29 protein-coding genes are annotated in these 22,849 nt (G+C 71.7%); 9 read left to right on the top strand and 20 right to left on the bottom strand.

What is annotated here, in order from left to right; all coding sequences use genetic code 11:
• Positions 1-7 precede the first annotated feature (7 nt).
• The 15 genes from ACZYRU_RS05545 to rpsJ all read right to left on the bottom strand — a co-directional run bounded on the left by ACZYRU_RS05545 (position 8) and on the right by rpsJ (position 6,837).
• Positions 8-193, bottom strand: a complete 186-nt coding sequence (locus ACZYRU_RS05545) for a type Z 30S ribosomal protein S14 (RefSeq protein ID WP_011757321.1) — start codon at positions 191-193, stop codon at positions 8-10.
• A gap of 1 nt (position 194) precedes the next feature.
• Complete coding sequence (rplE, locus tag ACZYRU_RS05540; protein ID WP_488956076.1) at positions 195-764, bottom strand: 50S ribosomal protein L5; 570 nt, start codon at positions 762-764, stop codon at positions 195-197.
• 1 nt (position 765) lies between these two features.
• Positions 766-1,179, bottom strand: a complete 414-nt coding sequence (rplX, locus tag ACZYRU_RS05535) for a 50S ribosomal protein L24 (RefSeq protein WP_488956075.1) — start codon at positions 1,177-1,179, stop codon at positions 766-768.
• Positions 1,179-1,547 carry a 50S ribosomal protein L14 gene (gene rplN / locus ACZYRU_RS05530; RefSeq protein ID WP_141797584.1) on the bottom strand — a complete coding sequence of 123 codons (369 nt, stop codon included), beginning with the start codon at positions 1,545-1,547 and terminating at the stop codon, positions 1,179-1,181. The genes rplX and rplN overlap by 1 nt, the downstream gene beginning before the upstream one ends.
• 66 nt (positions 1,548-1,613) lie before the next feature.
• Complete coding sequence (gene rpsQ, locus ACZYRU_RS05525) at positions 1,614-1,886, bottom strand: 30S ribosomal protein S17 (protein ID WP_488956074.1); 273 nt, start codon at positions 1,884-1,886, stop codon at positions 1,614-1,616.
• Complete coding sequence (rpmC, locus tag ACZYRU_RS05520) at positions 1,886-2,122, bottom strand: 50S ribosomal protein L29 (RefSeq protein WP_028656351.1); 237 nt, start codon at positions 2,120-2,122, stop codon at positions 1,886-1,888. Before rpmC ends, rpsQ begins: the two co-directional genes overlap by 1 nt.
• Complete coding sequence (gene rplP / locus ACZYRU_RS05515) at positions 2,122-2,541, bottom strand: 50S ribosomal protein L16 (RefSeq protein ID WP_179727421.1); 420 nt, start codon at positions 2,539-2,541, stop codon at positions 2,122-2,124. The genes rpmC and rplP overlap by 1 nt, the downstream gene beginning before the upstream one ends.
• 3 nt (positions 2,542-2,544) lie before the next feature.
• On the bottom strand, positions 2,545-3,375 hold the full coding sequence (gene rpsC, locus ACZYRU_RS05510) for a 30S ribosomal protein S3 (protein ID WP_488956073.1): 831 nt from the start codon (positions 3,373-3,375) through the stop codon (positions 2,545-2,547).
• Positions 3,375-3,794 carry a 50S ribosomal protein L22 gene (gene rplV, locus ACZYRU_RS05505; RefSeq protein ID WP_488956072.1) on the bottom strand — a complete coding sequence of 140 codons (420 nt, stop codon included), beginning with the start codon at positions 3,792-3,794 and terminating at the stop codon, positions 3,375-3,377. Before rplV ends, rpsC begins: the two co-directional genes overlap by 1 nt.
• Positions 3,791-4,072 (bottom strand): 30S ribosomal protein S19, encoded by a 282-nt coding sequence (gene rpsS / locus ACZYRU_RS05500; RefSeq protein ID WP_139621517.1) that lies wholly within the window; start codon positions 4,070-4,072, stop codon positions 3,791-3,793. Before rpsS ends, rplV begins: the two co-directional genes overlap by 4 nt.
• A gap of 12 nt (positions 4,073-4,084) precedes the next feature.
• The gene (gene rplB, locus ACZYRU_RS05495; RefSeq protein ID WP_141003840.1) at positions 4,085-4,921 is read right to left on the bottom strand and encodes a 50S ribosomal protein L2; all 837 of its coding nucleotides are present in this window, start codon (positions 4,919-4,921) and stop codon (positions 4,085-4,087) included.
• 24 nt (positions 4,922-4,945) lie between these two features.
• Complete coding sequence (gene rplW / locus ACZYRU_RS05490) at positions 4,946-5,251, bottom strand: 50S ribosomal protein L23 (RefSeq protein WP_488956071.1); 306 nt, start codon at positions 5,249-5,251, stop codon at positions 4,946-4,948.
• Positions 5,251-5,862, bottom strand: coding sequence for a 50S ribosomal protein L4 (gene rplD / locus ACZYRU_RS05485; RefSeq protein ID WP_282426966.1), 612 nt, complete (start codon positions 5,860-5,862; stop codon positions 5,251-5,253). The genes rplW and rplD overlap by 1 nt, the downstream gene beginning before the upstream one ends.
• 5 nt (positions 5,863-5,867) lie before the next feature.
• Positions 5,868-6,518: a 50S ribosomal protein L3 gene (gene rplC / locus ACZYRU_RS05480; RefSeq protein WP_462552259.1), complete on the bottom strand. Its 651-nt coding sequence runs from the start codon at positions 6,516-6,518 to the stop codon at positions 5,868-5,870.
• A gap of 10 nt (positions 6,519-6,528) precedes the next feature.
• Complete coding sequence (gene rpsJ / locus ACZYRU_RS05475; protein ID WP_007078637.1) at positions 6,529-6,837, bottom strand: 30S ribosomal protein S10; 309 nt, start codon at positions 6,835-6,837, stop codon at positions 6,529-6,531.
• Positions 6,838-7,225: 388 nt separating this feature from the next.
• Here rpsJ and ACZYRU_RS05470 point away from each other — a divergent pair, with 388 nt between their 5' ends.
• Genes ACZYRU_RS05470 through ACZYRU_RS05450 form a run of 5 tightly spaced genes read left to right on the top strand, consistent with a single transcriptional unit; the run spans position 7,226 to position 12,446 of the window.
• Complete coding sequence (locus ACZYRU_RS05470) at positions 7,226-8,368, top strand: hypothetical protein (RefSeq protein WP_488956070.1); 1,143 nt, start codon at positions 7,226-7,228, stop codon at positions 8,366-8,368.
• The gene (locus tag ACZYRU_RS05465) at positions 8,365-8,997 is read left to right on the top strand and encodes a DUF4129 domain-containing protein (protein WP_488956069.1); all 633 of its coding nucleotides are present in this window, start codon (positions 8,365-8,367) and stop codon (positions 8,995-8,997) included. The genes ACZYRU_RS05470 and ACZYRU_RS05465 overlap by 4 nt, the downstream gene beginning before the upstream one ends.
• A complete protein-coding gene (locus ACZYRU_RS05460) occupies positions 8,994-10,136 on the top strand; it encodes a DUF4350 domain-containing protein (protein ID WP_488956068.1) in 1,143 nt (380 codons plus the stop codon). The genes ACZYRU_RS05465 and ACZYRU_RS05460 overlap by 4 nt, the downstream gene beginning before the upstream one ends.
• Positions 10,133-11,104 (top strand): AAA family ATPase, encoded by a 972-nt coding sequence (locus ACZYRU_RS05455; RefSeq protein WP_488956067.1) that lies wholly within the window; start codon positions 10,133-10,135, stop codon positions 11,102-11,104. Before ACZYRU_RS05460 ends, ACZYRU_RS05455 begins: the two co-directional genes overlap by 4 nt.
• Before the next feature lie 4 nt (positions 11,105-11,108).
• Positions 11,109-12,446, top strand: coding sequence for a DUF58 domain-containing protein (locus ACZYRU_RS05450; RefSeq protein WP_488956066.1), 1,338 nt, complete (start codon positions 11,109-11,111; stop codon positions 12,444-12,446).
• A 7-nt stretch (positions 12,447-12,453) separates the two neighbouring features.
• On the opposite strand, the gene ACZYRU_RS05445 is transcribed toward ACZYRU_RS05450, so the two are convergent.
• On the bottom strand, positions 12,454-15,534 hold the full coding sequence (locus tag ACZYRU_RS05445) for a leucine-rich repeat domain-containing protein (RefSeq protein WP_488956065.1): 3,081 nt from the start codon (positions 15,532-15,534) through the stop codon (positions 12,454-12,456).
• Between the two features lie 95 nt (positions 15,535-15,629).
• Between ACZYRU_RS05445 and ACZYRU_RS05440 the strand changes: the two genes are divergently transcribed.
• From ACZYRU_RS05440 to ACZYRU_RS05425, 4 genes are all read left to right on the top strand, one after another.
• Positions 15,630-16,538: a DUF4349 domain-containing protein gene (locus ACZYRU_RS05440; RefSeq protein ID WP_488956064.1), complete on the top strand. Its 909-nt coding sequence runs from the start codon at positions 15,630-15,632 to the stop codon at positions 16,536-16,538.
• Between the two features lie 119 nt (positions 16,539-16,657).
• Positions 16,658-17,587, top strand: coding sequence for a LysR family transcriptional regulator (locus ACZYRU_RS05435; RefSeq protein WP_488956063.1), 930 nt, complete (start codon positions 16,658-16,660; stop codon positions 17,585-17,587).
• Positions 17,588-17,629: 42 nt separating this feature from the next.
• The gene (locus ACZYRU_RS05430) at positions 17,630-18,295 is read left to right on the top strand and encodes an EthD domain-containing protein (RefSeq protein WP_488956062.1); all 666 of its coding nucleotides are present in this window, start codon (positions 17,630-17,632) and stop codon (positions 18,293-18,295) included.
• A 27-nt stretch (positions 18,296-18,322) separates the two neighbouring features.
• Positions 18,323-19,096, top strand: coding sequence for an NYN domain-containing protein (locus tag ACZYRU_RS05425; protein WP_488956061.1), 774 nt, complete (start codon positions 18,323-18,325; stop codon positions 19,094-19,096).
• On the opposite strand, the gene ACZYRU_RS05420 is transcribed toward ACZYRU_RS05425, so the two are convergent.
• The 4 genes from ACZYRU_RS05420 to hemE form a co-directional block, all read right to left on the bottom strand.
• Positions 19,023-19,853 (bottom strand): FAD:protein FMN transferase, encoded by an 831-nt coding sequence (locus tag ACZYRU_RS05420; protein WP_488956060.1) that lies wholly within the window; start codon positions 19,851-19,853, stop codon positions 19,023-19,025. The genes ACZYRU_RS05425 and ACZYRU_RS05420 overlap by 74 nt on opposite strands.
• Positions 19,850-20,275: an FMN-binding protein gene (locus tag ACZYRU_RS05415; RefSeq protein WP_488956246.1), complete on the bottom strand. Its 426-nt coding sequence runs from the start codon at positions 20,273-20,275 to the stop codon at positions 19,850-19,852. Before ACZYRU_RS05415 ends, ACZYRU_RS05420 begins: the two co-directional genes overlap by 4 nt.
• Positions 20,276-20,280: 5 nt before the next feature.
• Complete coding sequence (locus tag ACZYRU_RS05410; RefSeq protein WP_488956059.1) at positions 20,281-21,696, bottom strand: ferredoxin reductase family protein; 1,416 nt, start codon at positions 21,694-21,696, stop codon at positions 20,281-20,283.
• 97 nt (positions 21,697-21,793) lie between these two features.
• On the bottom strand, positions 21,794-22,840 hold the full coding sequence (gene hemE / locus ACZYRU_RS05405) for a uroporphyrinogen decarboxylase (protein ID WP_488956058.1): 1,047 nt from the start codon (positions 22,838-22,840) through the stop codon (positions 21,794-21,796).
• Between the last annotated feature and the right edge of the window lie 9 nt (positions 22,841-22,849).

Below are 22,849 nucleotides of genomic sequence, written 5' to 3'. Positions count from 1 at the left end.
TTGGGTGTTACCAGCTCGACTTGGTGACGCCGGGCAGCTCGCCGCGGTGGGCCATCTCCCGCAGGCAGATCCGGCACAGGCCGAACTTGCGGTAGACCGCCTTCGGCCGGCCGCAACGCTGGCAGCGGGTGTAGCCACGCACCGCGAACTTGGGCTTGCGGGCCGCCTTGACCTTGAGCGCAGTCTTCGCCATGTCAGTTCTCCTTGAACGGGAAGCCGAGCTGCTTCAGCAGCGCGCGCCCCTGCTCGTCGTTGGTCGCCGTGGTGACGATGGTGATGTCCATGCCCCGCTGGCGGTCAACCTTGTCCTGGTCGATCTCGTGGAACATGACCTGCTCGGTCAGGCCGAACGTGTAGTTGCCGCGGCCGTCGAACTGCTTCGGCGACAGACCACGGAAGTCGCGGATGCGCGGCAGCGCGAGCGACAGCAGGCGGTCGAGGAACTCCCACATCCGGTCGCCACGCAGCGTGACGTGCGTGCCGATCGGCATGCCCTCACGCAGCTTGAACTGCGCGATGGACTTGCGGGCCTTCGTGACGGCCGGCTTCTGGCCGGTGATCGCGGTGAGGTCGCGGATCGCGCCCTCGATCAGCTTCGAGTCGCGGGCAGCCTCGCCGACACCCATGTTCACGACGACCTTGACGACGCCGGGAACCTGCATGACGTTGGCGATCTCGAACTCGGTACGCAGCGCCGGGAGGATCTCCTCGCGGTACTTGGTCTTGAGCCGAGGCGTGACCTTCTCGATGGTGGTCTCGCTCATCTCAGATCTCCTTCCCGGTCTTGCGGGAGATGCGCACGCTGCGCGTCGAGGGGTACTCGGAACCGTCGGCGCGACGCTTCGTCACGTCGACCCGCTTGTAGCCGATCTTGGTGACGCCGTCACCCTCGACCAGCATCACGTTGGACACGTGGATGGGGGCCTCGGTGGTGATGATGCCGCCGGTGTTGCCCGCGCGCCCACCCTGGTCGACGACCTTGGTGTGCTTCTTGATGCGGTTGACACCCTCGACGATCACGCGCTCCTCCTCACGGAGGACCTTGATGATCTTGCCCTCGGCGCCCTTGTCCTTGCCGGCGATGACCTTGACGGTGTCGCCCTTCTTGACGCGCAGGTTGGGCTTCTTGCGGTTCTGCTCGGACTTCTTGCGGGCGCTTCGAATGAACTTGGCAGCCATCACAGCACCTCCGGTGCCAGCGAGATGATCTTCATGAACTTCTTCTCACGCAGCTCGCGGCCGACGGGGCCGAAGATGCGCGTACCGCGCGGCTCGCCGTCGTTCTTGAGGATCACCGCCGCGTTCTCGTCGAAGCGGATGTACGAACCGTCGGGCCGGCGACGCTCCTTGACGGTGCGCACGACGACAGCCTTGACGACCTCGCCCTTCTTGACGTTGCCACCGGGAATGGCGTCCTTGACGGTGGCGACGATGACGTCACCGATCCCGGCGTATCGACGACCGGAGCCGCCGAGCACGCGGATGCAAAGGATCTCCTTGGCACCGGTGTTGTCGGCGACCTTGAGTCGCGACTCCTGCTGAATCATCGATTTCTCCTGGTTGTCGTGCCGGTTCTCAGACCCTCACGGGAGCCTGAGCCTGGCCGAACGGATTTACTTCGCGCGCTCGAGGATCTCCACCACGCGCCAGCGCTTGGTGGCCGACAGCGGGCGGGTCTCCATGATGAGGACACGGTCGCCGACGCCGCAGTCGTTCTGCTCGTCGTGGGCCTTGAGCCGCGTGTTGCGGCGCAGGACCTTGCCGTACAGGGCGTGCTTGACGCGGTCCTCGACGGACACGACCACGGTCTTGTCCATCTTGTCGCTGACCACGAGACCCTCACGGGTCTTGCGGGCGTTGCGGGCGGTCTCGTTGGACTCGCTCATCAGTTCTCCTCCTCCGAACCCGGGGCGGTCCGGATGCCGAGCTCGCGCTCACGCACCACGGTGTAGATCCGGGCGATGTCCTTCTTGACCGTGCGGAGCCGACCGTGGCTCTCCAGCTGGCCGGTGGCCGCCTGGAAGCGGAGGTTGAACAGCTCCTCCTTGGCCTCGCGGAGCTTGGCCTCCAGGTCGACGTCGTTGAGCTCGTCCAGCTCGTGGGCGCGGATGACGTTCGCCATCAGAACTCACCAGCCTCTCGCGTGATGAAACGGGCCTTCATGGGCAGCTTGTGGATCGCACGACGCATGGCCTCGCGAGCGATGTCCTCCGGGACGCCGGAGAGCTCGAACATGACGCGGCCGGGCTTGACGTTGGCGACCCACCACTCGGGGGAACCCTTACCGGAACCCATGCGGGTCTCGGCCGGCTTCTTGGTGAGCGGGCGGTCCGGGTAGATGTTGATCCAGACCTTTCCGCCACGCTTGATGTGGCGGGTCATCGCGATACGGGCCGACTCGATCTGGCGGTTGGTGACGTACGCACTCTCCAGCGCCTGGATACCGAAGTCACCGAACGCGAGCGACGTACCGCCCTTGGCAGCACCCGACCGCTTGGGGTGGTGCTGCTTGCGGTGCTTGACGCGACGCGGCATCAACATGGGTCAGGACTCCGTTCCGGTGGTCGGCTCGGCGGCCGGCGCAGCCTCGACGGCGTCCGCGGGAGCGGCACCGTCGGCGTTGCGGTCCGAGCGGTTCGGGCGGTCACCGCGCGACCCACGGGTCGGACGGTCGCCACCACGGCTGGGGCGGCCACCGCGGCCGGGAACACCGGCGCGAGCAGCAGCCTGGGCCTGGCGCTCGGCACGGGAGCCGGCGACCTCGCCCTTGTAGATCCAGACCTTCACGCCGATGCGGCCGAAGGTCGTGCGGGCCTCGTAGAAGCCGTAGTCGATGTCGGCACGCAGCGTGTGCAGCGGGACGCGACCCTCGCGGTAGAACTCGGTGCGCGACATCTCGGCGCCGTTGAGGCGGCCGGAGCACTGGATCCGGATGCCCTTGGCACCGGAACGCATCGAGGTCTGCATGGCCTTGCGCATCGCGCGGCGGAACTGCACGCGACCCGACAGCTGCTCGGCGACACCCTGGGCGACCAGCTGCGCGTCGATCTCGGGGTTCTTGACCTCGAGGATGTTCAGCTGGACCTGCTTGCCGGTGAGCTTCTCGAGCTCGCCGCGGATGCGGTCGGCCTCGGCGCCACGGCGACCGATGACGATGCCCGGACGCGCGGTGTGGATGTCGACGCGGACCCGGTCACGGGTGCGCTCGATCTCGACCTTGGCGATACCGGCCCGCTCCATGCCCTTGCTGAGCAGCTTGCGGATCGCGACGTCCTCGCCGACGTAGGACTTGTACAGCTTGTCGGCGTACCAACGCGACTTGTGGTCGGTCGAGATGCCGAGGCGGAAGCCGTTCGGGTTGATCTTCTGACCCATTACTTCTTGCCCTTCTTCGCGACGACATCGGCCGGCTGGACCGCGATGGTGATGTGGCTGGTGCGCTTGTTGATCCGGGTGGCCCGGCCCTGCGCACGCGGACGCCAGCGCTTCATCGTCGGACCCTCGTCGACCCGCGCGACCGAGACGACCAGGTCGCCGGTGGCGAGGCCCTCGGTGGTCGCGGCGTTCGCGACGGCGCTCTGCAGCACCTTGTAGACGGTCTCGGAGGCCGCCTGCGGCGCGAACTGCAGCAGGGTCAGCGCCTCGTCGGCGGGCAGGCCGCGGACCAGGTCGATGACGCGGCGGGCCTTCATCGGGGTGATCCGCACGAAGCGGGCGGTCGCGAACGCGCCGGGCTCGTCGCCCAGGAGGGACTCGCGGCGCGCGCTGACGCGGTTGCGCTCAGTGGTGCTCATCGACGGCGTCCCTTCCGGTCTTCCTTGACGTGGCCGCGGTAGGTGCGGGTCGGCGCGAACTCACCGAGCTTGTGGCCGACCATGGAGTCGGACACGAAGACCGGGACGTGCTTGCGACCGTCGTGGACCGCGATCGTGTGGCCGATCATCGAGGGGATGATCATGGACCGGCGCGACCAGGTCTTGATGACGTTGTGGGTGCCCTTCTCGTTCTCGGCGTCCACCTTCTTGAGCAGGTGGCCGTCGACGAAGGGGCCCTTCTTCAGGCTGCGAGGCATCTCTCAGTTCCTTCAGCGCTTGTTCTTGCCGGACTTGCGGCGTCGGATGATCTGGGAGTCGCTGGCCTTGCGCTTGCGCGTACGGCCCTCGGGCTTGCCCCACGGTGAGACGGGGTGGCGACCACCGGACGTCTTGCCCTCACCACCACCGTGCGGGTGGTCGACCGGGTTCATGACCACACCACGGACGGTCGGGCGCTTGCCCTTCCAGCGCATGCGGCCGGCCTTGCCCCAGTTGATGTTCGACTGCTCGGCGTTGCCGACCTCGCCGATCGTGGCGCGGCAGCGCACGTCGACGTAGCGCATCTCGCCCGAGGGCAGACGCAGGGTGGCACGCGAGCCCTCACGGGCGACGAGCTGCGCGCTGTTGCCGGCCGAGCGGGCCAGCTTGGCGCCGCCACCGGGGCGGAGCTCCACGCAGTGGATCGTCGTACCGACGGGGATGTTGCGCAGCGGCAGGTTGTTGCCCGGCTTGATGTCGGCACCGACGCCCGACTCCACCCGCATGCCCTGCGTCAGGTCCTTCGGCGCCACGATGTAGCGCTTCTCGCCGTCGGCGTAGTGCAGCAGCGCGATGCGCGCGGTGCGGTTGGGGTCGTACTCGATGTGAGCGACCTTGGCCGGAACGCCGTCCTTGTCGTAGCGACGGAAGTCGATGATCCGGTAGGCGCGCTTGTGACCGCCACCCTGGTGCCGCGTGGTGATCCGGCCCTGGTTGTTGCGACCGCCCTTCTTGGGCAGCGGGCGGGTCAGCGACTTCTCGGGGGTGGTCCGGGTGATCTCGGCGAAGTCGGCCACCGAGGAGCCACGACGGCCCGGGGTGGTCGGCTTGTACTTGCGGATAGCCATGTCAGATTCCTCTACCTAGCCCGGTCAGGAGACCGGACCTCCGAAGATGTCGATGCGGTGACCGTCAGCCAGGCTCACGATGGCGCGCTTGGTGTCCTTGCGCTTGCCGAGGCCGTTCTTGGTGCGACGGACCTTGCCCGGACGGTTGAGCGTGTTCACCGAGGTGACCTTGACGCCGAAGACCTTCTCCACGGCGATCTTGATCTCGGTCTTGTTGGCGTCCGGGTGCACCAGGAAGGTGTACTTGTTGGCGTCGAGGAGGCTGTAGCTCTTCTCCGACACCACGGGCGCGATCAGGACGTCGCGGTGGTCCTTGTGCAGGGTGCTCATCAGTTGGTCTCCTCCTCGGCGTTGCCACCGACGAGGCGGTCGAACGCGGCCTTGCTGAACACCACGTCGTCGCTCACGAGGACGTCGCGGGTGTTGAGCTGGTCGACCGCCACGATGTGCACCTCGGGCGCGTTGCGCAGCGAGAGCCAGGTGAGGCTGTCGGCGCGCTCGAGCACGACGAGGAACTTGCGGCGGGTGGTCAGCTCGAAGAGCGAGGCGAGCGCGGCCTTGGTCGACGGCTTGTCGCCGGACACGAGGCCCTCGACGACGTGGATCCGCTCGTTGCGGGCCCGGTCGGAGAGGGCGCTGCGCAGGGCGGCGGCCTTCATCTTCTTGGGGGTGCGCTGGCTGTAGTCACGCGGCTGCGGGCCGTGGACGATGCCACCGCCGGCGAACTGCGGCGCCCGGGTCGAGCCCTGACGGGCGCGGCCGGTGCCCTTCTGCTTGTAGGGCTTCTTGCCACCGCCGCGGACCTCGCCGCGACGCTTGGTGGCGTGGGTGCCCTGACGCGCAGCGGCCTGCTGGGCGACGACGACCTGGTGGATCAGCGGGATGTTGACCTCGACACCGAAGATCTCGGCGGGGAAGTCGACGGAAACGGTCTTGGCCATGGTGATCAGCCCTTCTTCGCAGCCGTGCGGAGAACGACGAGACCGCCCTTGGGGCCGGGAACGGCGCCCTTGATCAGGACGATGCCCTTCTCGACGTCGACGGCGTGGACGGTGACGTTCTGGGTGGTGACGGTGTCGGTACCCATGCGACCGGCCATGCGCAGACCCTTGAACACGCGGCCGGGGGTGGCGCACGCGCCGATCGAGCCCGGCTTGCGGTGGTTGCGGTGGGCACCGTGCGAGGCGCTCACGCCGGCGAAGCCGTGACGCTTCATGACACCGGCGAAGCCCTTGCCCTTGCTGGTGCCGGTCACGTCGATGACCTGGCCGGCCTCGAACGTGTCGACGGGCAGCTCCTGGCCGACGGTGTACTCGCTGGCGTCGGCGGTGCGGATCTCGACCACGTGGCGACGCGGCGTCGTACCGGCCTTGGCGAAGTGACCCGCCTGCGGCTTGTTGACCTTGCGGCCCTCGATCTCGCCGAAGCCGATCTGGATGGCGTTGTAGCCGTCCGGCTGGGGCTGGCGGACCTGGGTGACGACGTTGGTGCCGGCGGCGACCACGGTCACCGGGATGACCCGGTTGTTCTCGTCCCAGAGCTGGGTCATGCCGAGCTTGGTGCCCAGCAGGCCCTTCACGTTGCGCTCAATAGTCATGTCTCGAACCTCAGAGCTTGATCTCGATGTCGACACCGGCCGGCAGGTCGAGGCGCATGAGGCTGTCGACGGTCTTCGGCGTGGGGTCGATGATGTCGATGAGCCGCTTGTGGGTGCGCATCTCGAAGTGCTCGCGCGAGTCCTTGTACTTGTGCGGCGAGCGGATGACACAGAAGACGTTCTTCTCGGTCGGCAGCGGCACGGGGCCGGCGACCTTCGCACCCGTCCGGGTGACCGTGTCCACGATCTTGCGCGCCGAGGTGTCGATCACCTCGTGGTCATAGGCCTTGAGCCTGATGCGGATCTTCTGTCCCGCCATAGGTCTCTCTCGTCCTTACTCGTCGTACGACTCTGGGTCCTTCAGCTCCGACCCCCGCGGTCGGGCGTGTCGCACCTTGTTGTGGGCGCGCACGTCTTCCCTGGGGAAGTCGAGCTGTTGTTCTTGGCTGCCTCGGGCCTCCCGGGCGTGCGGTGCGAGCTGATGTCGACGACCTGCACACGCTCCACGCGGCTCGGATCGGCAGGGCCGACCACTCCGCAGGGGAGACACGATTCAGTAGTCAAGATTGGCACGCACCCCGACGACCTGTCCGGGGCAACCGGAACATCTTGGCAGAGTTCCCGGGGCGTACCAAATTGCGGAGGGCGCTCCATTCTCGAGGCCGTCTCCCCCGGTTCCGCAGGGACCGGATGCAAGGATGACCCGCATGACCGACGGCCCCTCGCAGCAGTACCCGGCCCCGGGTGCGCCCGCGCCCGCCGACCCGGTCCCGCCCGGCGTCGCCGGGGCCTCGTTCCCGCCGCCGGGGGCGCCCCGGGGCTACGTCCCCGGGCCGGCGCCGGCCGGCTGGGCGCCGTACCCGACCGGTCCGGGGCCGCGCCCCGGCCTGGTGCTCGGCGCCGCCCACAAGCCCGGCGCACTCCCCCTGCGCCCGCTGACCCTCGGCAACATCTACGACGGCGCGTTCCGGATCATCCGGTTCAACCCGAAGGCGACGGTCGGCGCCGCGGTGATGGTGACCGCGGTCGCCATGCTGATCCCGGTCGTCGTGACGGTGATCGTCAGCCTCACCATCGGCATCGCGGCCGACGCCTCCGGTGAGCTCGACCCCAACGCCAGCACAGCGGAGCTGGTGGGGGCGCTGGCGGCGTACGGCTCCCTGCTGCTGTCCCTGGTCGTCGCCCAGGTCGGGGTGGTGTTCGTGACGGGCATGGTCGCCCACGTGACCCGGGCCGCGGCGGTCGGCCGCCGGCTGGGGCTCGGCGAGGCGTGGGCCGCGACGCGGGGCAAGCGGTGGCGGCTGCTCGGGCTCACCCTGGTCCTCAACGTGACCTTCCTGTTCCTGCTCGTGGCCTACATCCTGCTGTGGGTGCTCGTGGTGGTGGTGAGCAGCAACCCGTGGCCGGTCGTGATCTGGGGCCTGGTGAGCGTGCCTGCCTTCATCGCCCTGTGCTGCTGGCTGTGGATCCGCTTCTACTACCTGCCGGTGCCGGCGCTGATGCTCGAGCCGGTCGGCGTCTTCGGGGCGATCGGCCGCGGCTGGCGGCTCTCGTCACGGCAGTACTGGCGCACCTTCGGCATCGCGCTGCTCACCGTGGTCATCGCGCAGTTCGCCGGCGGGCTCCTGTCCTTCCCCGTCAGCATCGTCGGCAACGTGGTCGCGCTGGCCGCCCCGCAGCACGCCGTGCTCGCGCTGATCCTGACCCAGGCGATCGCCGTGGTCGTCCAGAATGCCTTCGTCGCGCCCTTCCTCGCCGCCGTCACGTCGGTGCAGTACGTCGACCTCCGCATGCGCAAGGAGGCCTTCGACGTCGAGCTGATGCGGGAGGCGGGGATCGTCCCGGCATGATCCCGGCGCTCGCCCTCGTCCGCCTCGACCCGCCGCTCGACCCGAGTGGGGACGAGGCGCGCCGTCAGCTGCGTCGCGAGCTGGTGCGCCCGGAGTACTACCAGGACGACATCATCGGCCGGCTGACCCGCTGGCTCGACCGGCTGATCTCCGGCACCGTCGACGCCGCCTCCGGCTCGTCGGGCCTGACCACGGCGGCAGCGATCCTGGTGGTGCTGCTGATCGTCGCCGGCGTCCTCTTCCTCGCGAGCCGCGCCCGTCGTACGGCGACCGGGCGGGCCGCGAGCACCCCCGCCCTGACCGACGAGGTGGTCAGCGCCGACCAGCTGCGGGCGCGCGCCGAGGCCGCCCTGGCCGCAGGTGACGCCGCCGGGGCGCTGGTCGACGCCTACCGGGCGGCCGCGGTGCGCCAGGTCGAGCGCGGCCGGATCGAGGACCTCCCCCAGGCCACGGCCCACGAGCTGGCCGACGCGCTGGTCGCGGTGTTCCCCGAGCACCGTCAGGCCGTGCTGCGCGGCGCCGACCTCTTCGACGGCGTCCTCTACGGCGAGCGGCCGGCCACGGCCGGGCAGGCGGCCGAGCTGCTGGCGCTCGACGACGCCCTCGCCGGGCGGGCGGTGCGCCGATGACGACCGCGACGGGGGCTCGGGTGCGTGTCTCGCGGGGCCAGCTGGTGGTCGCCGCAGCGGTGGTGCTCGCGATCGTGGTTGCGGTGTGGACGACCCGCGGCTCGGAGCAGTACCCGGGCGACGCCGACCCGCGCAACCCCGGGCCCGACGGCGCCCAGGCGATCGCCAAGGTGCTCGCCGACCAGGGCGTCGACGTCACCATCGCCCGCTCGGCCGACGCGTTCGACGAGGCGAAGGTCGACCACCGCACCACCGTCGTCGTGAGCGGCACCGAGCAGCTGGCGCCGAGCACGCTGCGGCGGATGCGCGAGCACGCCTCGGCCGCTGCCCGGATCGTCCTGGTCGAGCCGGACTTCGCGATCCTCAACCAGATCGACCCGGACCTCGGGCTGCTCACCGTGCCCGCCGGCAAGGACGACTCCGTCGCCGCCCGCTGCCCCGACGGGATCGCCGGTGTCGACCTCGACGGGCTGCGCGTCGAGGTGGACCGTGCCACGTCGTACACCGGCGAGGGTTGCTTCCCGGTCTCCGACCGGGCTCTGGTGCGCAGCGTGGACGGGCTGGTCCTCCTCGGTGCCGGCCAGGCGCTGACCAACGACCAGGTCACCCGCGCCGACAACGCGGCGGTCGGGCTGCGGCTGCTCGGGCAGGACCAGCGGCTGGTCTGGTACGTCCCCGACGCCACCGACGCCGTGTCCGACGACGCCGTCACGATCGGCACCCTGCTGCCCGACTGGATCGGGCCGGGCCTGTGGATCCTGGCGCTGGCCGGGGCCGCGCTGCTGCTGTGGCGGGTGCGCCGGCTCGGCCCGTTGTCGACCGAGCCGCTGCCGGTCGTGGTCCGCGCGGTCGAGACCGCCAGCAGCCGCGGCCGGATGTACCGCCGCAGCGGTGACCGCGACCACGCCGCCACCGCGCTGCGCCGCGCCGCCCGCGCCGACATCGCCCGCCGGCTGCGCCTGGACCGCGGCGCCCCGACCCCGGTGGTCGTCGAGGCGGCCGCGCGCCACCTCGGGGCTCCGGTCGAGGCCGTGGCCGCCCTGCTCGACGACGACCGCATGCCACCGGCGACCGACCAGGACCTGGTCCGGTTCGCGCAGGACCTGGCCCGACTGAGGAGAGAGGTACGACGCTCATGACCCAGACCACCCACGAGGCCGGTGTGCGCGAGCGGCTGATGGCCGTGCGCCAGGAGGTCGCCAAGGCCGTGGTCGGCCAGGACGCGGCCGTGTCCGGGCTGCTCGTCGCGCTGCTGTGCGGCGGCCACGTGCTGATGGAGGGCGTGCCCGGTACGGCGAAGACGCTGCTCGTGCGGACCCTGGCCCAGAGCCTCGACGTGCAGACCCGCCGGGTGCAGTTCACCCCCGACCTGATGCCGGGCGACATCACCGGATCGCTGGTCATCGACTCCGCAGGTGGCGGTGAGCTCAGCTTCCGCGAGGGGCCGATCTTCACCAACCTGCTGCTCGCCGACGAGATCAACCGGACGCCGCCGAAGACGCAGTCGGCGCTGCTGGAGGCGATGGAGGAGGGCCAGGTGTCCGCCGACGGCGTGACCCGGCCGCTGCCGCGCCCGTTCCTGGTCGCCGCCACCCAGAACCCGGTCGAGTTCGAGGGCACCTACCCGCTGCCCGAGGCCCAGCTGGACCGGTTCCTGCTCAAGGTGGTGCTGCCCGTGCCGCCGCGCGAGGACGAGATCACCATCCTCACCCGCCACGCCGAGGGCTTCGACCCGCGCGACGTGGCCGGCGCGGGCGTGCGTCCCGTGGCCGGTGCCGCCGACCTCGAGGCCGGGCAGGCGGCGGTGAAGAAGGTGCAGGTCGCACCCGAGGTGGCGTCGTACATCGTCGACATCGCGCGGGCCACCCGGGCCTCCCCGTCGCTCTCGCTCGGCGTGAGCCCGCGTGGTGCGACCGCGCTGCTGCGTGCGGCCCGGGCGTGGGCGTGGCTGTCGGGTCGCGACTTCGTGACGCCCGACGACGTGAAGGCGCTCGCCCAGGCATCGCTGGCCCACCGCCTCGGCGTGCGCGCCGAGGCCGAGCTCGAGGGCGTCGACGTCGCCCAGGTGCTCGCGTCGGCGATCGCGTCCGTCCCGGTCCCGCGCTAGTCGGATGGCGATCTCCGGCCGCGTCCCGCTGCTGCTCCTGCTGGGGCTGGCAGCGGTCGTGCTGCGCCCGCAGGCCGGCACGGTGTGGCTGTGGCTGCTCGGGGTGCTGCTGCTGGTCGGCCTCGACCGGCTGCTCACCCCCTCGCCCGCGCTGGCGACGATCACCCGGCGCCCGCCGGGCTCGGTCCGGCTCGGCGACCCCGCGTCGTCCGAGCTCGTGCTCGCCGCGACCGGCCGCCGACTGCACCTCCACGTGCGCGACGCCTGGCAGCCGTCGGCCGAGGCCCGCGACAACCGGTTCCGGCTGCGGCTGGCCGCTGGCGACCAGCGACGGCTGACCACGCCGCTGCTCCCCCGCCGCCGCGGCGACCTGCGCGCCGCCGGCGTCACGGTCCGGTCGTGGGGGCCGCTCGGGCTGGTCGCCCGGCAGCGCACGTACGACGTGCCCGGCTCGGTCCGGGCGCTGCCGCCCTTCGAGTCCCGCAAGCACCTGCCCTCCCGGCTGGCGCGGCTGCGCGAGCTCGACGGGCGGGCCGCCGTACGCGTGCGCGGGCAGGGCACCGAGTTCGACTCGCTGCGCGAGTACGTCCGCGGCGACGACGTACGCTCCATCGACTGGCGCGCCTCGGCCCGCAGCACCCACGTCGTGGTCCGCACCTGGCAGCCCGAGCGGGACCGCCGGGTGGTGCTGGTCCTCGACACCTCCCGTACGTCGGCCGGCCGGGTCGCCCGCGCCGCCGGCGAGGCGGAGACCGACGGCATGCCGCGGCTGGACGCCGCGATGGACTCCGCCCTGCTGCTCGCCGCCCTCGCCTCGCGGGCCGGTGACCGCGTCGACTTCGTCGCCGGCGACCGACGGGTCCGCGCCCGGCAGCGGCTGCACGGCGCCCGCGACGTGGCGATGCGGCTCCAGGAGCAGATGACCGACCTCGAGCCGGTCCTCGCCGAGGCCGACTGGGACCTGCTGGCCGGCGCGGTCCAGGGCTTCGGTCGCCAGCGCGCGCTCGTCGTCCTGCTCACCGCGCTCGAGCCCGCTGCGATCGCCGACGGCCTGCTGCCCGTGCTGCCGGTCCTCACCCGCCACCACCGCGTGGTGATCGCGTCCGTGCGCGATCCCGAGCTGACCCGGATGGCGGCGCTCGCCGACGAGGACGGTCCCACGCCGCCCACCGCCGACGACGTCTATGCCGCCGCGGCCGCCTCCCACGAGCTCGATCGCCGCGAGCGCACCCGCGCCATGCTGGTGCGACTCGGGGTCGACGTCGTCGACGCCGATGCAGGCGAGCTGCCTCCCGCGCTGGCCGACCACTACCTCGCGCTCAAGGCGCAGGGCCTGCTCTGAGCGAGGCTCAGCCCGGGCAGCTCTGTCGCCACTGCGGGTCGAGGTTGCCGACCCACGCGGCCAGTGCGACGTCCGTTCCGACGTCGAGGCACCCGTTGCCCCACAGCGTGAGCGAGCCCAGCGTCCCGGCCTGTCGCAGCCCGGAGGCCCACGACGAGATGTCGCCACTCAGGTCGTTCTGGTCCAGGTCCAGAGTCTCCAGGTGGGCCAGGTTGCCGAGGCCCGCCGGCATGCTCGTGAACGCGTTTCCGGCCAGGTGGAGCTCACGCAATCCCGTGAGTCCCCACAGCTGAGCGGGCAGACTGGCGAGCTGGTTGAACTGCAGGTCGAGGTGGGTGAGGTGGACGAGCCCGGCGATGTCCGCCGGCACTTGCGTCAGCTGGTTCAGGCCGAGGCGCAGCTCCTCGAGCAGCGGGAGGTTCCACACCGGGGTGGGCAAGCCGGGGAGCTCGTTGTCGTCGAGGTACAGGGCACGGAGGTGGGTCAGACCGCCCACCGAGGCAGGCACCTCGGTCAGGTGGTTGCCGCTGAGGATCAGGTGCTCCAGCCCGGCCAGCTGGGGCACGACGGCGGGCACCGACGTGAGCTCGTTGCGCTCGACCGACAGCCAGGTGAGCGCGTCGAGGTCGCCGAGCTCGGCAGGCAACACGGTCAGCTCGTTGTCGGCAAGGTAGAGGCCGTTGAGGCCGGTCAGCCGTCCGACGTCGCCCGGCAGCACGGACAGACCGGTCTGGCCGAGGTTCAGCTCCTGGAGGCTCGCCATGTCCCACAGCCGGTCGGGTAGTCCGCTGAGCGGATCGCCCCACAGCGACAGCGAGCGGAGATGCCCGAGGTCCGCGATGGCTGCCGGCAGGGTCGTCACGTCGGCGAAGGCGAGACCGACGCTGTCCACGGCGCGCGCGCAGGGCTGCTGGCCGCACGGGGGCGACCAGCAGGTGATCTGGCTCCACTCGCACGGATCGCCGGTCCCCCATCCACCGAGGCTGACCGCCTGGGGGTTGGCCGTCTTGATGGCCATCAGGGCCAGGCACTCGGACTTGGGGACGGACGTCTGGCTGGTGCAGAAGTCCGTCGGATCGGGGAGGTCGGCCTCACAGCCCGACGGGACGAACCACGGGCCGCCGTACGTCACCGCACCGGTGAACACCGGTCGCTTGGCCTCGAGCTTCAACGCGCCCACCCAGGCCTTGGCCAGCAGGTCGACACTGCCGCTGAGGCCGGCACTGAACTGGATGCACCCCGGGTCGATCGACTTGACCGCCACACCGAGGTCGAGCGGGTTGAGCTCGCCCTGGATGCCCGCCGTGGCACCCGCCCAGTCGCTGGTCGCTCCCGGCCCCGCGAACAGCTTGCCGCCGAGCTTCAGGTGGACGTCGGCGCTCACCTCACCCTGCGGCTCGAGGAGCTTCGCGTCGTGTATGGCACCACCGTCGTTGGTGCCGGTGCCGTCGGCCTTGACCGAGCCCGTTGCCCAGAAACCGCCCGTTGCCTCGAAGCCCAGGCCGCTGACGGAGATCGAGGTGGTCACCTCGAGCTGTGCCCGCGGCTCGAATTCGACGGCCACGGGAACACCGACCCAGAAGGTCCGCTTCACCTTGGCCAGGCTCAGCGAGCAGCTGGCCGCCGCCTCGGACTCGATCTGCGCCGCCACTTTCAACGTGAGGGTCACCTCGGCGTCGTACGACGCACCGACGGGGACGGCGACACCGGCGATCGTCGACGTCAGCACACTCCCCTGCAGGTGCCCGCCGAGCGCCAGGCTCACCGTCGAGAAGGAGGCGTTGATGCCCGCCTCGCACTCGAACCCGATCCCGGAGGCCGCGGAGGCGCGGCTGGTCCGGGCCCCTTGAGCGGGAAGGTCGGCCGCGAGGTCCGGGACGTCGTAGTCGAGCAGGTCGAAGGCGGCGTCGAGGCTGGCCGGGACCACGAGGGCGGTGCCGTCGCTCGCCAGGTTGGTGACCTCGCCGACGAGTCCCGCCGGCAACTGGGCCGATGGCCGCAGCACGACAGCCTGGCCGACCACCGGCACCCAGCCGGTACGCCGGGCGAGGACGCCGGTGTCGGTGCGGGTCACCGAGACGTCGTCCGCGAGGAGGCTCACGCCTGGTGCCGTGACCCAGGTCGCCGTCGGTCCGGTCGGGTCGGTCGTCGGGAGTGTCGTCGCGGTGAGGCTGATCGGGCCGAGCCAACGACCGCCGACCCGGGTGAACACGGCGAAGGCGTGCTCAGTTGCGGCGGCGAGGCCGTCGATGACGGCGCTCTCGCCGGTCACCGTGGCGGCCGCGCCCTCGGCGACCGAGCGCGGAGCCTGGCTCCCCTCGGCGTACCTGACCACGACGTCATCGGACCCCAACCCGTTCGGCGCCGTCCACCCGATGCTCACCCCGTGCGCCGCAAGCGCCGTGACCTCGAGGTCGCCGGCGACGGGCGCCGCACGGAACTCCACCCGGACAGACACGACCGCGCCCGCGGCGACCTGGGCGGTCGCAGGGTCGGCCAGGTAGAGCTTGCCGGCCTGGACGAACGGCTGGGGGTCGACCTGCCAGCTGCCCGGGGCCACCACGTGGGAGGACACGTCGGACGCGACGTCGGGCGACTTGGCCCGGACGACACCCGCGCCCGTCGTCGGGGCCAGCACGACCGAGCCGGCGACGCCCGACGGCGACGCGATGGTGAGCTCGATGGTGCCCTGGTCCGGTCGGGGCGCAGGTGGGGCACACGCCGTGGACAGGGCCTGCTGGGCGCCGCCCGACGCAGCCTGGTTCGCCAGGACCTTCGCCTTGAGATGCCTGACCTTCTTGCGAGCCTTGCTCACGCGCGACCTCGATCCGTCCGAGCGGGCCTTGCGCAGCGCCTTCCGAGCCTTCTTCAGCTTGGTCGCCAGATGGGCATCCATCGCCTGGAGACCGGCCACCTGGGCCTGGGCGACGGCGCAGTCACCGGAGACCTTCTGTCCGGGCGCTGTGGCGTCCGCACGGGACCCCGGTCCGACCGGTGTCGCGGACGCACGGTCGACGGAGGCTGGCACGAGCAGGAGCAGGAGACCGAGCAACGCGATCAGCGCATTGCTCCGTTGCCAGGAAGTCACGGGCGCCAGCATGGCGAAGCCCGGCGCCGACGGCTGCCGAACCAGCGGATCCGAGGACACCGGAACCACAGGGCGCGCGCCGCCGTCCGAGGTGCATGCCCACCTCACCACGTCGTACCTCCCTCCTCCTCGCCGGCCTGGTCGCGGCCGTGGCCCTCGCCGGCTGCAGCAGCTCCGGCTCGGACGACAGCGCGGGCGGGAGCAGCGCCAAGGCCGCGTCGGCGGATGCGGCGGTGAACGGCGCCGCTCCGGAGGCGGAGGTGCCCGCGGGGCTGGCCGACAGCACCGGACGCGACGGCGCGAAGGTGGCGACGGCCGAGCAGCCGGCGGTCATCGCGACCGGCACGGTGTCGCTGGAGGCGAAGGACGTCGCCCGGGCGCGGCTGGCCGTGCGCAAGGTGGTCGACGCCCACCAGGGCACCGTCGGCGAGCAGGAGACCACGACGGGCGACAAGGGCGTGCTGAGCACCGCGCGGCTGGTGCTGAGGGTGCCGAGCGACCAGTTCGACGACGTGGTGGCGGCACTGGAGGCGGTCGCGACACCGACCGGCACGACCACGAACAGTGAGGACGTCAGCGCCGAGGTGGTCGACGTCGCGGCCCGGATCCGGGCCCAGCGCAGGAGCGTCAGCCGGATCGAGACCCTGCTCGCCCGCGCGGAGACGATCGAGCAGATCGTCGCGATCGAGTCCCAGCTCGCGAGTCGGCAGGCCGACCTCGACGCGCTCGAGTCCCGGCAGCACTGGCTCGCCGACCAGACCGGCATGTCGACCGTCACCGTCTACATCGAGCAGCCGGTGGTGCGCCACGAGCGCAAGGACGACGAGGCCCACGGCTTCCTCGGCGGGCTGAGCCGGGGCTGGGACGCGTTCGCGGACGGAGCCGGCGCCGTGCTGGTGGTCGTCGGCTTCCTGGTCCCGTGGCTGTTGCTGCTCGCCCTGCTGGCAGTGCCCGCCCGGCTGCTGCTGCGGCGCCGGACGCGGGGTCCGGCCCGCACTGCGTGAGCCGGTCCGGAATCCCCCCGTCCCCCGTGTTACTGTTTGTCTACAGACTTACTTGTATTTGGTGCCCGGGCAAGGACATCGGCCCACGGCGTCACCGATGGACGTGAAAGGCCGCACCCATGCGCATCGAACAGCTCGAGTACCTCACCGCCGTGACGCAGCACGGCTCCCTGCGCCGGGCCAGCGAGAAGCTCCACCTCTCCCAACCGGCCCTGAGCGAGGCACTCACCAAGCTCGAGCGCGAGCTGCGGGTCACCCTGCTGGACCGCCGTCGCTCGGGCGCCCGGATCAGCCGCGAGGGCCGCGAGCTGCTCCCCTACATGGCCGACGTGCTCGCGTCGGTGGAGCGACTGCGCAACGCGGCCGGCGATCGTCGTACCGACGCCCGGGTGATCCGGGTCGGCACCGTGCACGCCGCCACCTCGACCCTGCTCATCCCGGCGGTCCGCGCCTTCCAGGAGCGCCATCCCGGCACGACGGTCGAGGTGCTCACCCTCCAGCAGTCCCAGATCGACGAGGGGCTCGCCGAGGCCACCCTCGACCTCGGCCTGGTCAACGTCCTCGACGGCGACGACGCCCCGGTCGGCCTCGACGGGATCGACCTGCTGCACGGTCGCCCGGTCGCCGTGCTGCCGGCCGGGCACCCCCTCACCGCCCGCCCGCAGGTCACCATCGACGAGCTGCGGCAGGAGCGGTTCGTGATGATGCGGCCCGGCTACGTGATGCACCGCTACGTGCACCGCGCGTTCGGCCCCGAGGTCCCGCCGGCGGCGCACAGCACCGACGGTGCCGAGATGGGCAAGGCGCTGGTGGCCGAGGGCGTCGGGGTCACCGTGCTGCCCGACTACGCCGTGATCGGTGACCCGCTGCACCGGGTCGGCATGATCGAGGCCCGCCCGATCGCCGGCGACCAGACCTTCCTCACCCTGCAGCTGCGTCAGCGCAAGGCGCTCCAGCAGCCGCTGCCCGTGCGCGAGCTGCAGGCCGCGCTGACCGCTCGGGCCGCGGAGTACCGGGCGGCCGGCGCGAGCGCGAGCGCCGCCTCCTGACCATGTCGTCCGGGTCCGAACGATCCCCGCTAGGGTGCGCGGATGGAGACCTCACCGCTGCGTGACAAGTGGCTGCTGGCGCTGCGTGCCGGCGACGGACGCGACCGTACGGCGGCCTTCTGGCTCGCCGAGTCGTTGCTCGACACGCCTCACGTCGGGCGGATCCTGCTCGACGAGCGCGTCGACCACGGACCGTTCGACCACGCCACGGATCTCCTCGGCCTGGTCCACGTGTACGTCGACCCGGAGGCCCCGCTGCCCGAGGAGGCCCTGCGGCGGGCCCGCTCAGCCGGCGCCGAGGTCTACCGGATGACCGAGCTGGTGCACGACTTCACCGATCACCCCGCCCGCGCCGGCGCGGGCGGCGAGACCGACGGGATCTGGGAGCTCGGCCTGCTCCACCGGCGCTCGGACGTCACGCGCGAGGAGTTCACCCGGATCTGGCGCACGGAGCACCCGGCGATGGTCGAGGAGCACCACCCGGGCGCGTCCCGCCTCCGACAGTCCGCCGTGTCCGAGGACCCCGAGGCGGGCACGCCACCACTGGACGGGATCTTCGAGGCCTACTTCCCGACGTACCTCGACTTCCGCGACCGCCAGTACGCCAGCGAGGCGAGCAAGCCGGTCGTGATGGAGGACCTGCTCCGGTTCTCCGACCAGACGAGGACCGAGTTCCTCGTGATCCGCCGCACCACCCTCACCTGCTGAGGGCTGTCGCTCGGCCATGATGGGCGGATGGCTGACCTGCGCATCGCCGTCCTGATCGACGCCGACAACGTCTCGCACCAGTACGCCGGCCCGCTGCTGGAGGAGCTGGCGAAGTTCGGCAGGACCACCGTGAAGCGGGCGTACGGCGACTGGTCGGGCGAGAGCCTGAGGGGCTGGAAGGACAAGCTCAACAAGCACGCGATCTCGCCCGAGCACACCTTCGCCTACACCCGTGGGAAGAACTCGACGGACTCGGCGCTGATCATCGACGCGATGGACCTGCTCTACTCGGGCAACGTCGACGGCTTCGCGATCGTGTCGAGCGACAGCGACTTCACGCGGCTGGCGAGTCGCCTGCGGGAGTCCGGCAAGACCGTCTACGGAGTCGGCCGCGAGCGGACGCCGCGCGCGCTGCAGGAGGCCTGCGACCAGTTCCTGCTCCTGGAGCTGCTCGGCACGGTCGACGCGGCGCCCGCCGACGAGGCCGGCGAGCCCGAGGACGCGCCCGACCTCCCCAACCTCCAGAGCCTGCTGACCCGGGCGGTCAACAATGCGGCCGGCGAGGACGGCTGGGCCAACCTGAGCTCCCTCGGGACGAACCTGCGGCGCCTGTTCAGCGCGTTCGAGCCGAAGCGCTACGGCTTCGATGCCCTCCTGCCGCTGGTCGAGGCCCAGCCGTTCCTGGTCGTCGACAAGGAGCGTCAGCGGGTCGGGCTCAAGGGCCAGGTCACGGCCACGAAGCCAGCGCCGAGGAAGGCACCCGCGAAGAAGGCGGCAGCGAAGAAGGCCGCCGGCGCCTGACGGGCTCGTCGCCGTACGTCGCCACGGCGCCGTCGGCAGCGACCACGACCCCGGTCCGCCCCCGGGCGAGCAGCCAGGGCACGCCCTGCTCGCCCAGCACGAAGGCGGTCGTGGCCTCGACGTCGGCGGCGACCAGGTCGGGCGCGACGACGGTGACCTGGCGCAGTCCGTCCGGTGCGGTGCCGGTGCGCGGGTCGTGGATGTGGGCGCCGCGGTGGGCGCTGCCCGAGGTCGCGACCGCGCCGTTGACGACCGGGAGGACGGCGACCAGGCGGTGCGGGTCGGCCGGGTCCTCGATGCCGATCCGCCAGGCGGGGGCACCGGGCACCCGGGTCCGGCAGACCATGTCGCCGCCGGCCGAGAGGCAGTAGTCGGTCGCGGCGAGCCGCTCGAGGGCGCGGCTCGCGCGCTGCACCGCCCAGCCCTTCACGACGCCGGAGGGGTCCGGACCGCCGCCGTACGGCGAGCGGACGGCCTCGATGTCGAAGGCACCGCCGCTCGCCTCCCGGGCGACGTCGGCGAGGGTGAGCACCTCGCTCAGCTCCGGCGGCGCGTCGACGAGGGCCAGCTCACCGCGACCCCACCGGTTGACGACCGAGTCGGGGCGGTAGGTGCTGAACACCGCGTCCACGTGGCGCAGGCTCGCCATCACCTCGGCCCAGGCGGCCTCGGCCTCGGGGCCTTCGGCGTACCGGCCGCGCAGCGCCAGGCTGACCACGGTGCCCATCACCTCGAAGGCACGGCGGTGGACGTTCACAGCCCGGCCTTGTCGAGCGCGCTCTGCAGCGACTGCTGGTAGCCGTTGCTGGTGACGGTCGCGCCGCTGACCATGTCGATCGAGGCGCTCTGCGCGGCGAGGGTCTCCCGGACCAGGACCGGCAGGGCGCGGCTGTTGATCTCCTGGTCGCGGCCGTTGCCGCTCGGGTACTGCGGCACCTCGACCGCGGTGATCGTCGCACCGTCCACGGTGAGCGCGACCTGGACCGGCCCCCAGCGGGTCTGGGAGACGTCGCCGGTCACCGTGCTCCCCGTGGCGCTGCCAGCCGAGGTGCCGCCGGTCGCGACGAACCCGGAGCCCGGCGTGGCCAGGGTGGTGCCGCCACCGTTCGAGGTCTGGTGGCTGAACAGCAGGACCACGACCGAGACGGTCCCCGCGAACCACAGCGCGATGCGTCGCATGCCGCTCACCACCCGAACTCCTCGACGTGCAGGCGCCGGTCGGGCACGCCTGCCGCGACCAGGCTTGCCCGGACCAGGGCCGACCATCCCGGCGGGCCGCAGACGTAGACGTCGCGCTCGTGGATGTCGGGCACCCAGCCCCGCAGCGCCGACACGTCGTCGACCGGGCGGGACAGCACGGGCAACCACGAGTCAGCAGTACGACGGACGCCGGGCAGGCGCAGCACCTGCAGTCCGCGCTCCCGGGCGAGCTGGTCGACCTCGGCTGCGAACAGCGGCGCGGTGCGGTACCGCTCGACGTACACCGCCTCTCCGGGGGCGAACTCCATCCCCTCGGCGAGGGCGCGCAGCGGCGCCATGCCGACACCGGCTCCGATGAGAGCGACCTTGCGCGCTTCGCGGGCGCGGGGTGTCAGCCGGCCGTAGGGGCCCTCGACGAGGACCCGGCTGCCGGGCTGCAGCGCGGCCACGCGCTCGCTGTCGTCGCCGGCCGCGGCGACGGTGATCCGCAGGCTGCGGCCGTCGGGTGCGGCGGAGAGCGAGTACGGGTGGGCGCGGGACCGACCGGGGGCGCCGAGGAAGCGCCAGAGCAGGAACTGTCCGGGCTCGGCTCGCAGCAGGTCGAGGCGTCGTCCGGTCACGTGGACCGACCACACGCCCGGCGCCTCGGGGACCACCGAGGTCACCCGGAGCCGGTGGCGCAGGTTGACCGCGAGCGGGAGCAGGACGCGCCAGACGAGGACGGCGCCGGCGGCCGTGCCCCAGGCGGTCCACCAGAAGACGGTGCGGGTGGGCGAGGTGGTGAGCTGCTGCCCGGTCCACAGCTGGTGCGGCAGGGCGAGGCCGACGCCGAGGTAGGCGTAGAGGTGGAGCAGGTGCCAGGACTCGTAGCGCAGGCGGCGGCGCGCGGCACGGATGCTGGTCACGACCACCATCACCAGGCACAGGGTGCCGGCGGCGGCGAGCAGCATGCCCGGGTAGTCCCAGGTCAGCGTCCACAGCATCCCGGGCGTCGCGGCGAGCGAACCGGCGGCGTACCCCCACGTCACGGTCAGGACGTGGAGCATCACCAGCGAGAACGAGGTGAATCCGACGACCCGGTGCAGCCCGGCGAGGCGGTCCTGGCCGAACGCCCGCTCCAGCAGCGGCAGCCGGGCCATCAGCAGCACCTGGGCCAGCAGCAGGACCGAGCCGGCCAGGCCGCTGAGCTGGCCCAGCGCCGTCATGGCCGAGCCCAGGTCGATGATCGCGGTCAGCCCGCCGTCGCGCAGCCACCAGGACGCGGGCAGGGCGAGGCCCGCCGCCAGGGTGAGGCCCGCGCCGACCCGGACCGCCTCGGCGCGCGCCGCGGCGGCGGGACGCGCCGCAGCCGGCGGCAGGGTGGCGCGCGGCGCCGGCGTGGTCATGACGGGCTCGGTCACGGGGTCCTCCGGAGGTCGTTGGTGACCACCAGTGTTCGACCGCGTCGTGGGTGCGGACTGTCCCCGTTCTGTGCGCTTCCTGTGAAGCGCGAGCCGCTCAGCCCAGCGGGTAGGACTGCACGAACTCGGTCAGCCGCGCGAGCTGGTCGGGGTCGGTGCTCGGGATGACGCCGTGGCCGAGGTTGAAGATGTGGCCGCGGGCCGCGCGACCGGCCTCGATGACGACAGCAGCGCGCGCGGTCATCACCTCGGTCGGCGCGAACACCAGCGTCGGGTCGAGGTTGCCCTGCACCGAGCGGTCGCCGACGAGGGGGATCGCCCGGTCGAGCGGGGTGCGCCAGTCGACACCGACCACGTCGGCACCGGCCTCGCCCATCAGGTCGAGCAGGTTCGACGTACCGACGCCGAAGTGGATGCGGGGTACGCCGAGCTCGCCGACCCGCTCCAGCACCCGGGCCGAGTGGGGCTGCACGAACCGGACGTAGTCGTCGGGCGTCAGCGCGCCGGCCCACGAGTCGAACAGCTGGACCGCCGAGGCACCCGCCGCGACCTGGGTCTCGAGGAAGACCGCGGACACGTCGGCGATCTTGCGCATCAGCGCGTCCCACACCTCAGGGGCACCGAACATGAGCGCCTTCGTCTTGGCGTGCTCCTTGGAGGGCCCGCCCTCGACGAGGTACGACGCCACGGTGAACGGCGCGCCCGCGAACCCGATCAGCGGCGTGCCGCCGTTGACCGAGGCCAGCTCGCCGACCAGGTTCTGCACGGCCTGGGTGATGTAGGGGATCTGGTCGGGCGTGAGGTCCGGGATCGCCTCGACGTCGGCGAGGGTGCGCACCGGCGAGGCGACGACCGGGCCGACCCCGGGCACGATGTCGAGGTCGACGCCGACGGCCTTGAGCGGCAGCACGATGTCGGAGAAGAAGATGGCCGCGTCCACGCCGTACCGGCGCACGGGCTGCAGCGTGATCTCGGTGATCAGCTCGGCGTTCATGCAGGAGTCGAGCATGGCGATGCCCTCGCGCACCTCGAGGTACTCCGGCAGCGAGCGGCCGGCCTGGCGCATGAACCAGACCGGGGTGTGCGGCACCTTCTCACCGCGGGCTGCCTTGAGGAGTGCGCTGTCGTGCAGGGGGGCGGTCACGGGGTCAGG

The organism is Nocardioides sp. F233 (assembly GCF_057813895.1).
The sequence above is the reverse complement of the archived record's forward strand: the minus strand, read 5'-3'. Positions and strand labels throughout refer to the sequence as shown.